This is a genomic window from Flavobacterium sp. J372, from assembly GCF_024699965.1.
Lineage (GTDB): Bacteria > Bacteroidota > Bacteroidia > Flavobacteriales > Flavobacteriaceae > Flavobacterium.
In genome coordinates this window covers 2,157,107-2,172,898 of sequence record NZ_JAJOMZ010000004.1, presented here as the reverse complement: position 1 = coordinate 2,172,898, position 15,792 = coordinate 2,157,107, and the positions used below count along the sequence as shown (strand labels likewise).

Sequence of the window (15,792 nt, the reverse complement as noted above, 5' to 3'; positions counted from 1 at the left end):
CAGGCTGGATACCCGTCCCGGCGATGGCAATGACCTTTTTCGTGGTGGTCGGGTCACAGGTACCTTCCTTAAAGGAAAACACTGCACCCGTTGTGGATGCCGTGCCGGTGTACCTGGCCTATGCCGTTCTATCGCCTTTGCTGGGAAAGGTTTCATCCATGATTTTCAGGGTAGGCTATTACGGTTCCCGCGCGGTATCGTTCAGCACCGCAACGAGGAATTCCCTTGTAGTGCTTCCGTTAGCCCTTTCGCTTCCGGCACCTGAAAACAGGATTGTGGCTGCGGTAATTGTGACACAGACCATTATCGAAATACTTTCAGAACTGGTATACATCAAAGCCATTCCCATATTGACAAGGCAAAAGGAGAAATAAACCGATATACAGAAAAAAATATGGCTGCCCCGAAGGACAGCCATAACTATAAAAACTGTGCGTCTTTTTACAGGTCAAGCTCAGCCTTTATAAACTCCTTAGCGCCGTCCGGGCCTTTGAGCTCCATCCAGGCTTCACTTTTATCGCCACTGACTGAAACCGTAAAAGTGAAGAAGCCGCAGCATTCCCTCTCTGTCTTGATAAAGTCCGCCAACTCATCAACAACGGCATCACTGCCATCAAACCGGTAAGCAAAACCATTGCTGAGCTCTTTCCGCTCTTTTATCTTGCTTTTCAGTGATGCGATGATTGTTGCCTTGCGCGTTTGCAGTTCGGGACTCGTTAATTTGCAGGACAACTGGGTATCCCTGCTTTTCGCCTCACAACCCGGTGAGCATGAAGAATGGTTATCTGTGGCCATAACTGTCTTATTTTGGGAATAGCAGGAGAATGTACCTGCGAGCAGTATAATATATAATGCTTTCATTGTATAAGGATATTGGGAGCGCCGGCCGGCGCTCCCGTGAATAATTAAGCTTTGGTCTGTGGCTTGGCCCCACAGCAGGAGGCGTCAGCCTTGCACGATCCCTTAACCGCGCCTTCTGCCGGAGGATTTCCCGAAACCGTGGCTGTCGCAGCACATGACGGCTTGGGTTTATCCTGCGGTGCAGGTATTGCCGTGCTGTCATCGGCGTGCACTGTAGAGGCAGTACACCCGGAGGCAGTAGCTACAGCCTCTGATTTTTTTCCGATGCGCAGCACGAGCCTTTTTCCGGCTGCTTTTTATTTTCCTGTGACTGGGCTGCAGCACTGAAGGCTATAAGCATCAGGGCAGCCATGAAGATATTTTTCATAGATATACGTATTTAAATTTAAAAAAAGTGTGTAATAAGGCAGCCGGAAGCCTTCCGGTACCAATAAAGCTATCCTATCCGGGCAAATTTGGGCGGATGCCATACACCTTTAACCCTTCCCGAGTCGAAAAGGGATTTCAATACGTAGTTGTCGTCGGTGTCGTAACCGGGAGATGGTTTTTGGCTGTAGAAAAAAGAGGTTTCTATAAAAACAAGGGTTTTCAGGCAGCATGAAAACGGCGAGCAGGTTTGCTCGGCACAGCCGTCCGCATCTTTTTGCGTTTCGGGCTTGGATGAGCAACTGCCTCCGCACTTTTCAGCATGCACCGACATGACGAGCTTTGCTGCGGGAGCAAATGCCAGGCTGAGGATGTAGATGCTGATGATGCAGGCCAACAATTTCATGTGTCAAATATATCGTAATTTTCAATTGGTTGGTTTTTAAATTTTTATGTTGCCATTAAACTTGCGTGGTTCTTGCAATTTTTTGACTGTTTTTATCAATGTTCACTTCAAAGGTGCGGTTAACTTTACAGCTCCTTTTTTTAAGCCAATGGAAAAGTTTATGTTTACAGCCGAGGGTGTGATGTCCTACACCGCAAAGCTTTATGCTTTGGACGATGCAAAGCTTACGCTGGAGGTTAGCGCTTTCGCGACTGACCCGATTGCTTACTTGTCTGAAAATTTCGAGCTCGCGGTAGGCCATCTCGAATACCTCCGCGATATCAGTGAGCATGCCCGTACCATTTTTTCGTGGAGCCTGGGTGCTGCATTGCTTGCAAGACGTCCCGTTACGATCAGGATTATTCACCCCGGTTCGGAAAAGCTGCCTGCCGATGCCTGCCTCCTGCTCAGCAGCACCCAGGCATCGCACTACGCAGCAACTTCCCTGGACAATACAGGCAACTGTGAACTCACTCTTACATGGTAGGAACTTAACAGAAATGTTGCGTTGTGAGCATGGGAGCATCACAGCACAGCAAGGGGGCAGCTATAGTTGCTGCCCCCTATAAATATTACCCAAAGCATTCCTGAGGTTGGGGCAGTCAGCGCCGCACAATACCCCGTGAAGGTTTTGCGCGGCGCGCCGCGCGCCTCAAACGGGCAGCGGTGCTGCCCTGAAGCCTGCAACATTCAAAAACAGCCCCCGTTGCGTGGTGATGCAGTTGCGGAACAGTTGCCACAGCAGGGAGCAGCCCATCTGCGCCAATGTAGAATTGACAAACAAATCCTGCTTTTCAAGAGCCTCGGCAAGCGAGCAACTCGGCAGGTCATCGATGTCAGCCTGTAATAGCATTTCCGTAAATTCATCCGTCACGAATGGCAGGCTGCCCACCGTTTCAAACTTTCCCGAAGTAGGCTGTTCTATATCCCCGATGGTCGAGAGTATGACCTGACCGTTTTCCCTGCCATTCCCAAAATCCATCCAGTACCTTGGCACATCACTGTAGCGGCGTTCGCTGCCCATTCCTTTCAAAACGTCCGCAATCCCGAACCGCGCTGTCGCGCTGTCCACGCAGGAGATATAAATCGTTGCCCGTTGGTTGTCAGCCTTCCCGAACGGCTTACAGACCGCTTTCCATCCCGTGCCGAAGAAACGGTTGCAGCGCGTTGCCAGTGCGGAAGCCTTGGGCAGCCCCAATTCGCTTGCGGCGAACAGCTGCCTGCCGAGATTGGCTTCGGTTACTACATCATCGTCCCAAAGGCTTACCTGAAAGCCTGCATGCCCGAGGGCAATAAGGCTGTGGCTCATCCGTGCCAAGCCCGTCAGCACCTGCGAACCTGTGCCGCCTGCCCCGATAAGGCATACCTCTATGGGGTTGGTTGGGTTCAAAAGTTCGGGGGCTATGAAGTGCGCTTTCGTTTTCATCGCAATAGTTGTTGAAGGTTTTTACCGACAGGCAGAAGTTCTTCCACAGGGAAAGCTTCTTCCGTTTTCATAAGTTGGCTATAAAGGGCGATAAGGTCGCCCTTGATGGGATTATGCGTGTTGATAAGGTGGCTGAAATAACTCCCGAAAAAATACCCTTCCCATCCCGCCATAAAATCCTCAAGCGAAGCCGCCTTTGAAATCCGTACATCGACATTGCCCATGCACACGTTCCCGTTATGGTACAGGTTTAGGAATGGGGCGTGGAAAAGGGGAGTGGAGAGCCGTGGCTTGCCTTTGCCTTTAAGTGCATAGATATGCAGCTGCTGCCTGTTTGCTGCCCACACCAAGGCAGGCAGGGTGACCTTTCCGCTCGGCAGCCCAAGGTGCTGCGAGAAATACAGCTTTTGGCACATTGGCTTGGTGTACCATACTGCGCTGCCGTTTTCAGCAGGGTTAAAGTGCAGCACCTTGGATGGCACGATGCCCTTTGGCTTGAGGAATGCCTTTGCCACTTCTTTGGAGGTGTCAAGGGCTTTTGACAGCCCCTGCGCCTGCCGCACCGTCAGGGGACGGGGGTTCACGGGAACGCCGTTTACGTCCATATCATAGTACTCGATATACAAATCGGTATCGCTTCCTTCGGGCTTGAACAGCACGAGTGCTGCAGTGGGGTGGTAGAGGGTGTCAGCTGTTTCCATTGTCGGTGTCGTTTAGCAGTTCGCACAGGTTATTTATCAGGCGGAATAGCCTGCATTCAAAGTCGAGGCTGTCGTCCTGCGCGTTTCCGTCAAAGGTGCGGTGCAGCACGGGTTCCTGTATGTCGCTGCATTCGTTGAACTCGTTGTTCACGCATTCGGCGAGGGTAGTGTAGAGCCACCCTGCCGTATCGGCGCAGAAGCCGATGTACTTTTCCATCGTGATGCATTCCGCACCATCGTAATCGTCAGGGTCGGGCAATATGCTCGTATCGGCATGCCACCACAGGTGCGCCTCGGGATAATCCCGCCACAGTTGAAGGGCATCGGTCGCAAGGTCAAGGCAGCTGCTGCCGAACAGGTCGGGCGGCAGAAAGGCATCAGCAGCTGCGGAGAGCCTCACAGGATGAAACCCATGCTTTAGCCTGCGCAGCATCACATTCCCGATGTGGGTAGCTTCGTGCAGCTGTGAACGGTTTTGCCAATAGTGTTCCTGTTCCCATCCTTCGGGGTCATCCTCAACCCATTGCCCAATCATGTCATATTGCCAAGAAAGGTAGCTATCCTCATCACGGTAGAACGGCACGCCTGCCACATGGTAGAGGTAGGCGCAGACCCCGAGCAGCAGCTGTGCGCCCTTTCGGGTGGTGCGGGAGCGCATAAGGCGGTGCAGCGGCACGACAGGGATGTAGTAAAGCGTGTTGCCTGTACGGTAATTTTCGGTTGCCGTAAGGTATAGCCTCCCCGCGTTTTCTACTGTGCCAATCTCCACGCCCTGCTCGCAGGCAGTGCGCAGCTTCCGCTGCGCATCCCACAGGGCGACCTCGCGGCTGTAGGGGTAGCCAAGGTGTCGGGTGTCCATCGGGCGGATGCCATAGTGGTCGCACAGCAGCGCAAGCGACCCAAAGAAATCCGTTTCCTGCTGCGGTGCTGCTGCTTTGCCCTCGCCCGTATAGTGGGGCAGGAAGCGGCATTTCAGAAAACCATAGGCAGCAGCCCCGCAGGGGCTGCCTGCATCCTGTCGCGCTGCACCTCGGCGGCATCCCGCCTGCGGTTTAGCCCGAGCAGGAACTGCCCCGCGCTTTGGTGGAGCAGTTGCTGCCTTTTGCTTTTGGGCAGCCGTAGCTGCCCTGCGATGTGCTGTTGCATAGTCCATATTCTTAATTTATCCTTTCGTTCCCATCATGCCCTCAAAGCGGTACTGCACCGCATCGTTATCAATCACAGGGCCGCTGACTTTTGCGGTCGTGAGTATCGGGTAGGTATTGGCGTAGAACTGCATTACCGCGTCCACGCTCCAGTTGCTGTCGGGGTCGGCGAGTTCAATCTCCTGCCCCTTGTCCTTCATCAGGAACAGCCTCGGCATCAGTTGTGCTGTTATCATCTTCTTGGGTATTAGGTGCTACGTTCTGTGGCTGTTCCCCGCCGAACAGGTCGGGGGCGAACTGCTTGGAAAGGCTTGCCCTGCGCTCGCGCAGTGCCTCGGCGCGGTCGGGATAGTCGGACGGTTGCGGCACTTTGCTCCATGCCTCCTTAAATTTGCCCTCCTGCTCCAGTTTGTCCACCTGCGCCATCGCCTCAAGGTATTTCTTTTCCTTGGGGTCTTGCGTGGCAGGTTTTTCGGTCTTTTCCGCTTTCTTCTTCTCGAGTGCGGATTGCTTCTTAGCTTCTTCCTGTCCTTTTAGGAACTGCTCCATATTGACGAGTACCTGCGAGGTAGCCTGTACAGGCTCGGCGATATTGGGAAAGAAGCCTTCGCCCAGTTCCTTGGGCGTACCTTTCAGGATAAGCGGGGGTATGTGCCTTTTGGCATTGTCCCCGCAGGCAGGGTTTTGCAGCAGTACCGACACGGTCAGCTGCTCGCCCTCCTTCTTTAGGGTCAGGTTCAGGCAACCCTCGAACTTGAGGGCTGCCACCTGGCTGAAAAAAATTAGTCATTGCCATAATCGTGTTATTTACGTTTCGTGTAATGGGGGCTGCTCTCGGCAACCGCCCTCAAAAGGTTTTCCGCCTTGCGGATTTCAAAGGCATCTTCGGCACTTACGCCCAAACCATCCAAATCCTCAAAGCGGGTGAGTATATCCTCAATGACCCTGATGGCTGCCTGTTCGGTTATATCGGTCAGGCGGCTCATGGCATTGCGGTGTAATGGTTAAACAGCAGCTGCACGGCAAGCCCGTAGCGTTGGTTTTCGGGCAGGGGAGGCAATGCCGCCGCCTGCTTTACGATGCAGTCAATGGTAAAGATGGCATTGTACCCGTCAAACAACTGGTCGGCAAAAAGGCTGCTGCTTTTGGTCAGTGCGCGGCTGTGCCTGTTTACGGTATTGGCAACTTCTGCTGCCTGCACGTACCAAAAGTCGAAGGTCAGCAGTTCATTGTCCCATGTGCTGCGCAGGGCTTCCTCATTCGCTGTCAGGAAAGCATACCCTGCGGTCAGGCTGTCCAGTATGCCCTTCAGATGTTCAGGGAAAAGGCTTGCGAGCAGCTTGCCCTTGTCCACGTTATTCATGCTTTGAAGTGGTTTCATAATTATAGGATTTGTGCAGACCCGCAAAGGCGGGGACTGCGGTTAAACATCAGTTCAGGTGCAGGGCAGCCGCCCCGCTTTTGGCAAACGCGGTACAGAGGTCAAAGGCTTTCTGCGCCCGTGCCTGCCCCTTGCCGCCGAGGTAGAGTGATTTCATCTTGTCGGTGTCGCTCTTGAAATTGCGCACGTTTTGGTAGTAGCCCGTCACGGCATTGTATGCCCCGAATACTGTCCCCTTAGTGGTGGGCAGCTGCTGCGCCTCGCTCGCCATCGCATAACCGAAAGCGGCATCACAGGCATTTTTGAATACGCTTGAGAGTTCCGCTTCCGCACCTTTTTTCAAAAGGTTGTAGGTTTCTGTATTGGGGCATAGTGCCAACTGTATCAGTTTTTTGACTTCCTTATCCTCAATCCTGACTTTAGCCCACTGGTTGAATACATTTTCAAGCTGAACGCCAAGGGTGTCCGCCAAGCCCATGACCCTGTGAGCCTGCTCCAAGCGTTCTTTTGCCCCTGCGGTATGGCGTATGCGCACCACATTGGACATCGAGCGCATTGCGGCGTTCAGGGTGTTTTGGCATACGATACGGATAGGGGTAAAGGCGGCTGTAATGCTTCCCGAGCCATCGTGCGAGGTCGTCAGGAAAATGTACTTTTCCGTCACATCGTCTCCGTTGCCCACGCGGATATAGCCGGGCAGCTTTGCCGTGATGAAGATGCGTTCGCCCTGCCCGATAGCCCCTGCGGTCTCGTACAGGATGCCGTCCCCGCCGCCCACGATGGCATCGAAGAAAGCGAAGGCATCGGAATTCTGCACGATTTGGTAGTCTTTGCCCACCACACCGAAAACGGCATTGGTATCGGTGCGCAGGGTGGCGTACTGGTCGGGTACGGCAAAATCAACACCCGCCTCGGCGGTCTTGGCAAAAAGCGGGGCTTTTACCACTTGGTAATCCAACCCTGCAAAGGCTATCGCCTCGCGGGAGGTCGGGTAATCCTGCACTACCTGCCCAAGGCTGTGCCATGCAGGCTGCTTCACGCTGAAAAAAGAATATTCCTGCGTACGTTCGTTGAAATTCAGGTTATGTGCCATGATGTTCTGATTTAAAAATTAAACACAATACGTTCTGTTCAGAAAGGCAGGTCATCGTGTTCCTCTTCCTTGCCCTGTACCACTTCGGCATTCACTTCCATCGCCGCCGCTTTCGCTTCCTGTGGTTTTCCCGTGCCTTCATTTGCGACAGCCTGCCCACCGCCGTGCAGCGTTATCTTCGCTGTGTGGAAGTTCAGCCCTGCCTTAGCCTGACCGCCCCCGTCAATCCATGCCCGTACGCTCACACGCCCCGAGAGTTCCACAATCTTGCCCTTGGTCAGGTACGGGGCTATCCCTGTGCCCAACCAGTACGAGCAATCGAAAAACTCGGTCTGCGTAACCCGCTCGCCGTTCTTTGTCTTGTAGCTGTCGTTGACCGCCACCGAAAAGTTCACTACTTTCCTGTCTTCTGACAGGCTGCGCACTACCGCATCCCCTGTCAACCTTCCTGTAATCTCCATGATGTAAAAGTTTTTAATTCGACATTCAATCCCATCTGCTCCCTCAAATCCCGCATAACATTTTCCAAAAGAAAAAACGGAAAAAAAGAAAGCCAGTTGAAAGCGGGCGGTAAGGGCGCGGAGTGCTATAAGTCCCGAAGGGTGGGCACGCGATTGCGGGGCCATTATGCGCATGCAGCGCACGTCGCCCGCTAACTTAGCTGCCCTTTTAAGCCGTTTTCGCATTGGAAATGTGTCTTACACTATGAAACAGGTAATTTCACGTATTGCAGGCTGAGCGAATTTTTTTACTTTTAGCTTTTTACATCCCCATGAAAAAAATAGGAAGAAATGATCCTTGTCCCTGTGGATCAGGCTTAAAAAATAAAAAATGCCACAATGTGGAAAAACTACCTGAACACGAAAGAGAGCATCAGTCCGCAGTATCGTTGACTGAAAGCTTTTTTGTCATACATGATTCGCATGATGTGTTAAACGAGATAATAGGCCTTCAGCTTGTAGCTGAAAATCATGGTAAGAACATGAGGATTGAAGCCTTGGCAGATATAGCGTTACAGACTTTAGGCCCTGGGAAAGATGTGGACAGAAAAGAACTAAAAAGCTTCCTGGACAGCGAACATTCCTTTGATTATAATGAAGACCCTCCGGGCGGTTTTTTTACGGAAAACGCTGTCTTTTACCATGGTAATAATATTGTGTTCCCGGGAATAGCTAACCATAGCAATGAAATTTTCAGGCAACTCACGCAGGTAATTTTTAATAGCGGTATTGCACTCCCACCTGCATTCATCCAAGGAATCCTTCACGGCGTAACTTTGCTTTTATATCTGGCTGACCTGTACGCAAATCAAGCTGGCCTAACAAGCTACATGCAATCGGAAGAGGGGGACGGATTATTATCACTCGGGCCCGATGGCAATGATTACGGTATTGCTTATGAGGATCTTCAAACTATTTGTAGTAGCCTCGGTATCGATATCAGGATTGTAAAAGACTTTGTCCTGACGGAAGAAAGGAAGGCTTCCATTGAACAAAGCGGAATGGATTCACCTCTGCTATTTTATCCCATAATTCAGTACGATGGCAAGTATTACTTCGTATTGCCATCCAACCAACTCAACAGCCTTAATGAGTTTATTTTAAGGGCGGCGAGGAAATTTAATTGTCAGGAACCGGTTTTGGATGCCTACCGTGCTGAATCTTGGGGGCATTTTCTTGAATGCTGTAGGCAAATGGGATGGGCACTGACGGATATTGCCATTAGCGGCAGTAAAATAGCAAATCTTACAGAAGCGATCCTGCAATTTGATACAAATCGTATCGCATATGTTGTGCTTGACAGCCCGGTGAGTCTGGATGACTACTGGAAAAATCCCGAAGCTGTCAGCGTATCCGATAAAATTCCTGAACGAATTGCAGCTGTCATGGCAGAACTTAAGGCAAAGCCAGGGTTTGAGGATTACGAGTTCTTAGTATTGCATCTATACGATTCGTGCGGACGCTTCTATCTCGGCAGTATTGAAAAACCCGGCGAACGAGAATATCGCTTGCCGTTTAACATCCATGACTTTGTAAACCTTTCAAAAGGGGAGGATTGGGAAAGCCTAAGCCTATGGAAGTTTGCCAAAGCGCTGGATATCTTTTTGAGAAAGACACAAAGTATGGCGGGAACCCTTGAGCTATATAGCCTCTACAAACAAAAGAGTTCCAGTTTTTATTTCTCCGATGAGCGTACGCCTGATTTTATGATAACAGGTACTAACGAAGGCGCTGAATTAATTAAGCATGCTAAAAGACAGGAAAACTTCAAGGCACTACCTGCTCTGAGTAAAGGCGTTATGGGATACTTTCCGGTAGTATCCTGCGCTGATTATGCTCCAATATACAAGCCCTATAAGCATGTCGGATATTTTATAGAAGCATTGGACCTTTATAGGAATCCAATTTGGTTCGTCAGCAGGCAGATAAGAAACGATTCAATGGCCGGGACGTTAAGACTTTTTACAAATGCAATTGGTTTTTGGCTGTACAAAATGGAGCCATCCCTGAGGATGCTGCTTGATCCAGGACTGGATTTTCCGCTGGAAGTGCGGATACAGCTACATGAGGATATTTTTAAACTATTGACATTTAGTGAAATGGCCGACCGAAATAAGGATGATTATACTGTCGGCTACAACAATTATATCCTCACTATCGGAATACCTGCTTCATCACTACTTTCTTTCAGCGGGCCGACCAATGAGGGTGAAAGGAGGATGATGAGCCATATCCTGAAAACCTTCAACGAACTGGAAGGCGTTGCAATAGACGATCGCCAAATTGAAGAACTGCTGGACAGTCACATGCCGCTCGGACCAGCTAAGATGATTTTGATATCTGACAGCCAACAAGATATAATGATAGACAGGCGCTGGCTTCTGCCTGCATTTCTGATGGAGGATGCCGAGACTGAATTGCTTATGGATGAGCTTCCGGGACTAATTGCTGCAAAGATGCCCATAGCTGAAAAAATTGACTCGGGAGAGGATAAGCGCGCACTCTTTAATACAGCAACATCCGTACTTTTGGAAAAGCTGGCTGAAGAGGCTGGTAAATTTGATAATGCATTGTTGCTTACCCTACTGCTGAACCTTCATGAAGCAATTGTGCAGAAGCGGGATTATGACCATACAATCACCCCGGCTCAACTAATTTGCTTTGGGGATTTGGAAAATAAAGTCGATAAGATTCACGCTGAACAGGCAAAAGTTACAAGAACCTCCGTATCGCTTCGAAACCTTGTTGAATATCTTGCTGCCGTACCAAGTAAAGGTACACAGCGCGCCGGGCTTGATGATGTAGACAGGCTCTTGGCAATAATGCATGAGATTACCAATTTTGGAATGATGAGTGATGCAGTGCATTTTAAGATGGATGACCCGGAAGTAGGTTTATTGCCGTCGGGCAGGATAGGTTTTACGTCCCTATTATTTTCAGAAAAAATTGCGCCGTATGGGATTGCCAATACAAAGGCAGAAATTGATAGAAAAATTGATAATTTTGCTGACAAATTTGAGATATACGTTCCCCCAAGTGGCGAACCTTCTGAAGAAGTGCTGGAAACCGTTGCCCGGCATGATAAAGCGTTTTTGGCCGATTGGGGAATCAGTTGGAGCCATATGCACCTGTTGTTTCATTTTGCTGTAGTATTCTGCATTGAAGCGGAGACATCTGTGATTACAATGCCTGAAAAAGATTTCATTTCAAAACTGCTTGAAAAGACACAAATACCAGAGTCTGAAATTATGTGTGGCATTGAACGGCTAAGCCTTTCCCCACGAGAATCTTATCTGAAGGCACCGGAGGGATTCCAAAACAACGAGGTTTTTCCGTGGAAGTACAATCGTGAGTTTAGCCTGTTGCGTCGTTTCCTGATAAGGCATCATGACAAATCCGGAGAGCCGCTTCTTACATGGGGATTCCGGGCAGCAAGCGGTGCGGAACACCAATTAAACAGCCTTCTTGAAGGAGCCAGGCTTAATAATGGCAAGAAAGAGATCAATGCGCTTTTAGGGTCGTATACCAAAGAAAGGGGCGACCGTTTTCGAAGGATCGTATATGAATGGCTATCAGCGCAGCCTGATTTCATTGTAATCAGCCATGAAGTCGATATGTCTCCAGGAGGAACACTGAACACCGATAAGCCTTACGGCGATGTCGATGTGCTTGCCCTTCATGAGCCCACAGGTGTGGTCTTTAGCATCGAATGCAAAAATACTACGCAGGCCAAGAATATACATGAAATGAAGACAGAAATGGACAGGTATCTTGGCAGGGATGGTAAAGAAGGCATGGTGCATAAGCATCTGGAGAGACACCAATGGCTAACAGCCAACACAGGACAACTTCAGGGATTATTTAAAGCGGAGGGCACTGTGAAAGTAAAATCGCTTATGGTATCTTCTCAGGTAATTCCAACGCCGTACATCAGGGCGGGAGCACTTCCGATGCCGATACTTGCTTTTCCTGAGCTCAAAAGAGATGTTAAGCTATTATTTCAGGATGGAATGTAGCTGAAAATTTAAACTGAATTTTACAGATATGATCCAGATAAACACATTAGCAGACCTGCTAACAAAATTTATCCCGCAAGGAATGAACGAAATCGAGCAGGCGATTATAGATGAAAACATCACACATCCTGTAACCATTGGCACAATGTACGAAGGGCTGACACAAGAAATTCTGAATAAGTCGATTTTTACATCGCTTGACTTACAAGTTGTAACCAATAGTTTCATAGAGGGCTGCCCAACGGAATTTGATGTTATGCTTATTGAAGGACAGGCATCCAAATTGCCGTATAGCGACAGATACGTTTGCAGGCCGGATCAGGTAATTGCTATAATCGGGGTAAAAAAGAATTTGTATTCGGCTGATATGAAGGAGAGTTATGGTAACTTGAAGTTGATATTGGACTATTACGAGAATCGGGATCTCGAGCCTTACATGGTCAGGTTGCTACGTGATGGGTTCCGGTCAATCTGCCGCAAAGACATCACAAGCTATAGTACCTTAAATGATGCTGAAAAGGCAATATACCAATCTTTGCGTGCTGATGCATTACTGCCGGCGAGAATTGTTTGGGGGTTTAACGGATTTGCCAGTGAGCGTAATTTCAGGGAATCGCTGTATTCGCATCTTGCTGAAAATATCACAACTGATGTATCAAATATAATAGGGCATTATGGTCCGCATAATTTTCCAAATCTCATCATTTGCAATAGGTTTACAATGCACAAACAAAATGGAATGCCTTTCGCTGCACCACTATTTGAAGACGGGTCCTGGCCATTTTATACCAGTTCATCGCGTGATGCTGCGAAATTTTTTCTGGAGGTCCTATGGACCAGGCTGACATACAGATTTGAAAGTATTGATCCGGAAATATTCGGTGATGACCTGGTGGTTGAACAGGTGAATGCCTTTATGGATGCTACCTATGGTGAATTGCAGGGACACAAGGGATGGCATTATCATGCTTTTTCTCCAGGTGAGGAATTTTTTAAGGCGGATTTAGCGTATTCAAAATGGTTACCGGTTGAGATTGACGAGAAGCAGCACGTCATCATTGCTGAGCTCTGCAGAAATGGTGAAATTGATCTTGGTTCCGATGATAACATAGAGGAATTTGTAATGGAGGGTAATTACGATAGCCTCGATCATTTTATTACATCATTGAAAAATACCGGGTTGGTGTTTGAGGAAAATCAAAAATTGAAATTGCTGATCGATAAGTGCCAATGCGTTATCCTGCCCAACGGAAAAATTTACGCCGCTGAAAATAAAAGTGGAAGGCTTAGCACATGGGTACAGGAAGAAATAAAAAAAAATGCTGCCAAGCCTTAGACTATAAGTAATAGCGCTGACCCATTAATTTCAATGTAACTGAATAAGGTATGCCATTATGTATCGTGATATCAGTATCAAAAAGAATACTTGCACGATTCTACCTTGATTATAGGGCCATCGCTATAGATTGCTTAATACTATTTTTACCGCATTTCACCAATCCACTTATCCAGAAAGTCGTTAGCATCACGGATGTAGTCCACAGCGTCTTGCCGTGTTTTGGTATGCCCCGGATGTCCGGATTCATTACGTCTTTTTCGCAAGCGGTCAAGTAAACCTACCTTTAAATTTGTATGGTTAACAAATGTACTGCGGAGCTGCGTTCCCAAAGCGGTACGTTGTGCAGTTGTTACATCATTTAAGGCTCCTCGCAAAATTACTCTACGTGAAAGTGCATGTTCCATTGCCGCCTGCATTTTGCCAATAGACCAGTTCCCGTTTGAATCAACCCGGTTAAAGAGTTTTAGGAGCTCATTCTCAATAGTCCTTCCGTACTGGAGGATTACCGGCGAAAAATCATCTCCTGCACTGATGTTGCTTAAAAGGTATTGGCCTGATACAAGGTACTTGACGCTTACGGGTGATAGCTTAGAGGTGTCAAATCGCCTATGAATCGTTAGGCTATATGCATTTAGGTCTACCTTGTCGGTGTAGGCATCAACTTTCTGCTGCAGTTCGGCAATTTTATCTACGTTGTCGTCATTATTTTGTTTTAAATCTTCAAATTCCTTTATGAAATTTTCACGGCGGATATTCAGCAAGCTGAATTCCAAATTAGTGCTTTCATCAAAAAAACCGCTGTCAAACATAGTATAATCGATACTGCCGTCATCCTGGATAAACAGGCTTTCGACCTGCCCCTTTCCCACTTCAATCTTATGAAGGTTTCTGAGATAGAATATTTTAACGCTTTGTGGTTTTAACTCACCATCAGCTACTAAATTCTGTAGCTTCCTGATCAGGTATTCACTGTGCGTTTCAACGATGAGCTGAATTTTGAATTCGCTGTTGGCCTCAGCGAACATTGTTGCCATAACCGATTGCCATTTAGGGTGAAGGTTAGATTCCGGCTCCTCGATAAGCAAAATACCCGGGGCATAATAATCGTTAAAAACCTCGCCGTATTCTTCATCATATTCCTGCCTTAAGTCTTTACTCTTCTGTGCCAGAATACTGATCTGGATCAAAATAAGTATCAACTGTTTTATGCCATATCCAAAATCAATAAGTTCCCTTTCGATACCATCGAATGTAACTATGATAACCTTTATCAACTGGTATTTAGGATCATAATCAATTTTGATATCGTTACCTATATCAAATATCTTCAAATATTTTCGGATGAAGTCTGTTTCCTTATAGCCCAGGTTGCTGTATTCTTTCAGAAGATTTATAAAAGGCGAATTTACATTAGCATTATAAATCCTGGCATTTTCCTCTTTTATGTTTGAAACATAGCTTATTGTACTAATCCGTTGCGCTAAAGCTTTCCAGCTACTCTCAAAACTGTTCGCCATAATGGAATGATTAGCCCCTTCATCATCAGTAATATTCCATACTAATTTGCTTTTGAAAATTTTTAAGGTTTCCCAGTAGAGTACCTCCTCAATTTCGGGACGGGGCAAAAAATATTCATCCGACTCGAAGGCATCTTGTCCAATTTTCTCCTTGCCTTCAATTTTTTTTAGGTCTCCAATGACATTGTCAATGAAGTCATTCCAGGATTCCGGCCCAATATCCTTAGTGAAAGAATTTACCAAAACAGAAGGTATAAAGAATATATCGTGGGCACGATCATCAATCTTGTCTAAACCAATCCACTTTCCTTTGTTTTCAATATACAAGAGGTAAAAATTTCTGAGTTTCGACAAATAGGATTTTAGCTTTTCAAGGTTCATAGACCACTCAATATAGCCTTCCAGTGGATTTTGATGGGGAGGTATGAGCCAACGGCTATTACCATTGATGAATGCGGTCATCAAGTCAGTAGTCTCTCCTTTCTGTGCTTCATACTCGGTCATCTCAGCATCGAAAATAGCCCTATGATCTTGTTTTTCCTGGTCTGTGGCATCCCTGTAGGTAAAGGAGAATACAATACTTTGATCAGATTTATCCACGACCTGTATTGCCCTTAGGCTTGCCGTAAAAGTGTTTTTGGAAGCAGGGACTTCATATTTCAGAGCGACATAAATATTTTTCATCCCCAGGAAAGTGAAAGGAAGCGAAACCGTAAGGTCCCGATATTTGTTATCAAACAGGACATTATTGAAATCGCCTAAAAGTGTTCCTGCTGATTTAAATCCAGCTGTAATGGAAATTGATTTTGTTTGCTGCTGTTTTTGAGCATTTGCAAGGCTTTTATAATAGAGCTCTTTCCGGAATTATTGGCGCCGGTCAAAATATTAATTGATGATAATTCGCCTAAAAAGCCGGTTGTGAAATCAAAAATCCTGAAGTTCTTTAATCCGATAATATCGATTGGTTTCATAATAAAATATGGTAATGCAGCCGCTGAACAG

Annotated in this window: 20 protein-coding genes and 1 pseudogene; 5 read left to right on the top strand and 16 right to left on the bottom strand. The window is 47.6% G+C overall.

Annotated features, from left to right (window positions below; all coding sequences use genetic code 11):
* Positions 1–23 precede the first annotated feature (23 nt).
* The gene (locus LRS05_RS10750) at positions 24–374 is read left to right on the top strand and encodes a hypothetical protein (protein WP_257868334.1); all 351 of its coding nucleotides are present in this window, start codon (positions 24–26) and stop codon (positions 372–374) included.
* Between the two features lie 67 nt (positions 375–441).
* Here the strand turns inward: LRS05_RS10750 and LRS05_RS10745 are convergent, their stop codons facing one another.
* The 4 genes from LRS05_RS10745 to LRS05_RS10730 form a co-directional block, all read right to left on the bottom strand.
* Positions 442–861 carry a hypothetical protein gene (locus LRS05_RS10745; protein WP_257868333.1) on the bottom strand — a complete coding sequence of 140 codons (420 nt, stop codon included), beginning with the start codon at positions 859–861 and terminating at the stop codon, positions 442–444.
* 44 nt (positions 862–905) lie between these two features.
* Complete coding sequence (locus LRS05_RS10740; RefSeq protein WP_257868332.1) at positions 906–1,136, bottom strand: hypothetical protein; 231 nt, start codon at positions 1,134–1,136, stop codon at positions 906–908.
* On the bottom strand, positions 1,103–1,228 hold the full coding sequence (locus LRS05_RS10735; RefSeq protein ID WP_257868331.1) for a hypothetical protein: 126 nt from the start codon (positions 1,226–1,228) through the stop codon (positions 1,103–1,105). The genes LRS05_RS10740 and LRS05_RS10735 overlap by 34 nt, the downstream gene beginning before the upstream one ends.
* Before the next feature lie 69 nt (positions 1,229–1,297).
* Positions 1,298–1,633 carry a hypothetical protein gene (locus tag LRS05_RS10730; protein ID WP_257868330.1) on the bottom strand — a complete coding sequence of 112 codons (336 nt, stop codon included), beginning with the start codon at positions 1,631–1,633 and terminating at the stop codon, positions 1,298–1,300.
* A gap of 148 nt (positions 1,634–1,781) precedes the next feature.
* Here LRS05_RS10730 and LRS05_RS10725 point away from each other — a divergent pair, with 148 nt between their 5' ends.
* The gene (locus LRS05_RS10725; RefSeq protein WP_257868329.1) at positions 1,782–2,159 is read left to right on the top strand and encodes a hypothetical protein; all 378 of its coding nucleotides are present in this window, start codon (positions 1,782–1,784) and stop codon (positions 2,157–2,159) included.
* 165 nt (positions 2,160–2,324) lie between these two features.
* Here the strand turns inward: LRS05_RS10725 and LRS05_RS10720 are convergent, their stop codons facing one another.
* From LRS05_RS10720 to LRS05_RS10675, 10 genes are all read right to left on the bottom strand, one after another.
* Complete coding sequence (locus LRS05_RS10720) at positions 2,325–3,098, bottom strand: PRTRC system ThiF family protein (protein WP_257868328.1); 774 nt, start codon at positions 3,096–3,098, stop codon at positions 2,325–2,327.
* Complete coding sequence (locus LRS05_RS10715) at positions 3,095–3,799, bottom strand: prokaryotic E2 ligase family D protein (RefSeq protein WP_257868327.1); 705 nt, start codon at positions 3,797–3,799, stop codon at positions 3,095–3,097. Before LRS05_RS10715 ends, LRS05_RS10720 begins: the two co-directional genes overlap by 4 nt.
* Positions 3,786–4,568, bottom strand: a complete 783-nt coding sequence (locus tag LRS05_RS10710; RefSeq protein WP_257868326.1) for a hypothetical protein — start codon at positions 4,566–4,568, stop codon at positions 3,786–3,788. The genes LRS05_RS10715 and LRS05_RS10710 overlap by 14 nt, the downstream gene beginning before the upstream one ends.
* A 203-nt stretch (positions 4,569–4,771) precedes the next feature.
* On the bottom strand, positions 4,772–4,945 hold the full coding sequence (locus LRS05_RS10705) for a hypothetical protein (RefSeq protein WP_257868325.1): 174 nt from the start codon (positions 4,943–4,945) through the stop codon (positions 4,772–4,774).
* A 16-nt stretch (positions 4,946–4,961) separates the two neighbouring features.
* The gene (locus tag LRS05_RS10700; RefSeq protein WP_374707771.1) at positions 4,962–5,162 is read right to left on the bottom strand and encodes a PRTRC system protein C; all 201 of its coding nucleotides are present in this window, start codon (positions 5,160–5,162) and stop codon (positions 4,962–4,964) included.
* Positions 5,119–5,712: a PRTRC system protein E gene (locus tag LRS05_RS10695; protein ID WP_257868323.1), complete on the bottom strand. Its 594-nt coding sequence runs from the start codon at positions 5,710–5,712 to the stop codon at positions 5,119–5,121. The genes LRS05_RS10700 and LRS05_RS10695 overlap by 44 nt, the downstream gene beginning before the upstream one ends.
* Before the next feature lie 35 nt (positions 5,713–5,747).
* Positions 5,748–5,930: a hypothetical protein gene (locus tag LRS05_RS10690; RefSeq protein WP_257868322.1), complete on the bottom strand. Its 183-nt coding sequence runs from the start codon at positions 5,928–5,930 to the stop codon at positions 5,748–5,750.
* Positions 5,927–6,325, bottom strand: a complete 399-nt coding sequence (locus LRS05_RS10685; protein WP_257868321.1) for a hypothetical protein — start codon at positions 6,323–6,325, stop codon at positions 5,927–5,929. The genes LRS05_RS10690 and LRS05_RS10685 overlap by 4 nt, the downstream gene beginning before the upstream one ends.
* A gap of 49 nt (positions 6,326–6,374) precedes the next feature.
* On the bottom strand, positions 6,375–7,418 hold the full coding sequence (locus LRS05_RS10680; protein WP_257868320.1) for a DUF932 domain-containing protein: 1,044 nt from the start codon (positions 7,416–7,418) through the stop codon (positions 6,375–6,377).
* A 38-nt stretch (positions 7,419–7,456) separates the two neighbouring features.
* Positions 7,457–7,879, bottom strand: coding sequence for a single-stranded DNA-binding protein (locus tag LRS05_RS10675; protein WP_257868319.1), 423 nt, complete (start codon positions 7,877–7,879; stop codon positions 7,457–7,459).
* A 311-nt stretch (positions 7,880–8,190) separates the two neighbouring features.
* Between LRS05_RS10675 and LRS05_RS17655 the strand changes: the two are divergent.
* From LRS05_RS17655 to LRS05_RS10665, 3 genes and pseudogenes are all read left to right on the top strand, one after another.
* A pseudogene (locus LRS05_RS17655) lies at positions 8,191–8,256 on the top strand (SEC-C metal-binding domain-containing protein); the annotation flags it as partial.
* Positions 8,257–8,259: 3 nt separating this feature from the next.
* The gene (locus LRS05_RS10670; RefSeq protein WP_257868318.1) at positions 8,260–11,934 is read left to right on the top strand and encodes a hypothetical protein; all 3,675 of its coding nucleotides are present in this window, start codon (positions 8,260–8,262) and stop codon (positions 11,932–11,934) included.
* 28 nt (positions 11,935–11,962) lie between these two features.
* On the top strand, positions 11,963–13,270 hold the full coding sequence (locus LRS05_RS10665; RefSeq protein WP_257868317.1) for a DUF6602 domain-containing protein: 1,308 nt from the start codon (positions 11,963–11,965) through the stop codon (positions 13,268–13,270).
* Positions 13,271–13,416: 146 nt separating this feature from the next.
* On the opposite strand, the gene LRS05_RS10660 is transcribed toward LRS05_RS10665, so the two are convergent.
* Both LRS05_RS10660 and LRS05_RS17650 read right to left on the bottom strand, forming a co-directional pair.
* Positions 13,417–15,474, bottom strand: coding sequence for an AAA family ATPase (locus LRS05_RS10660; protein ID WP_257868316.1), 2,058 nt, complete (start codon positions 15,472–15,474; stop codon positions 13,417–13,419).
* A gap of 74 nt (positions 15,475–15,548) precedes the next feature.
* On the bottom strand, positions 15,549–15,761 hold the full coding sequence (locus tag LRS05_RS17650) for an AAA family ATPase (RefSeq protein WP_374707770.1): 213 nt from the start codon (positions 15,759–15,761) through the stop codon (positions 15,549–15,551).
* Between the last annotated feature and the right edge of the window lie 31 nt (positions 15,762–15,792).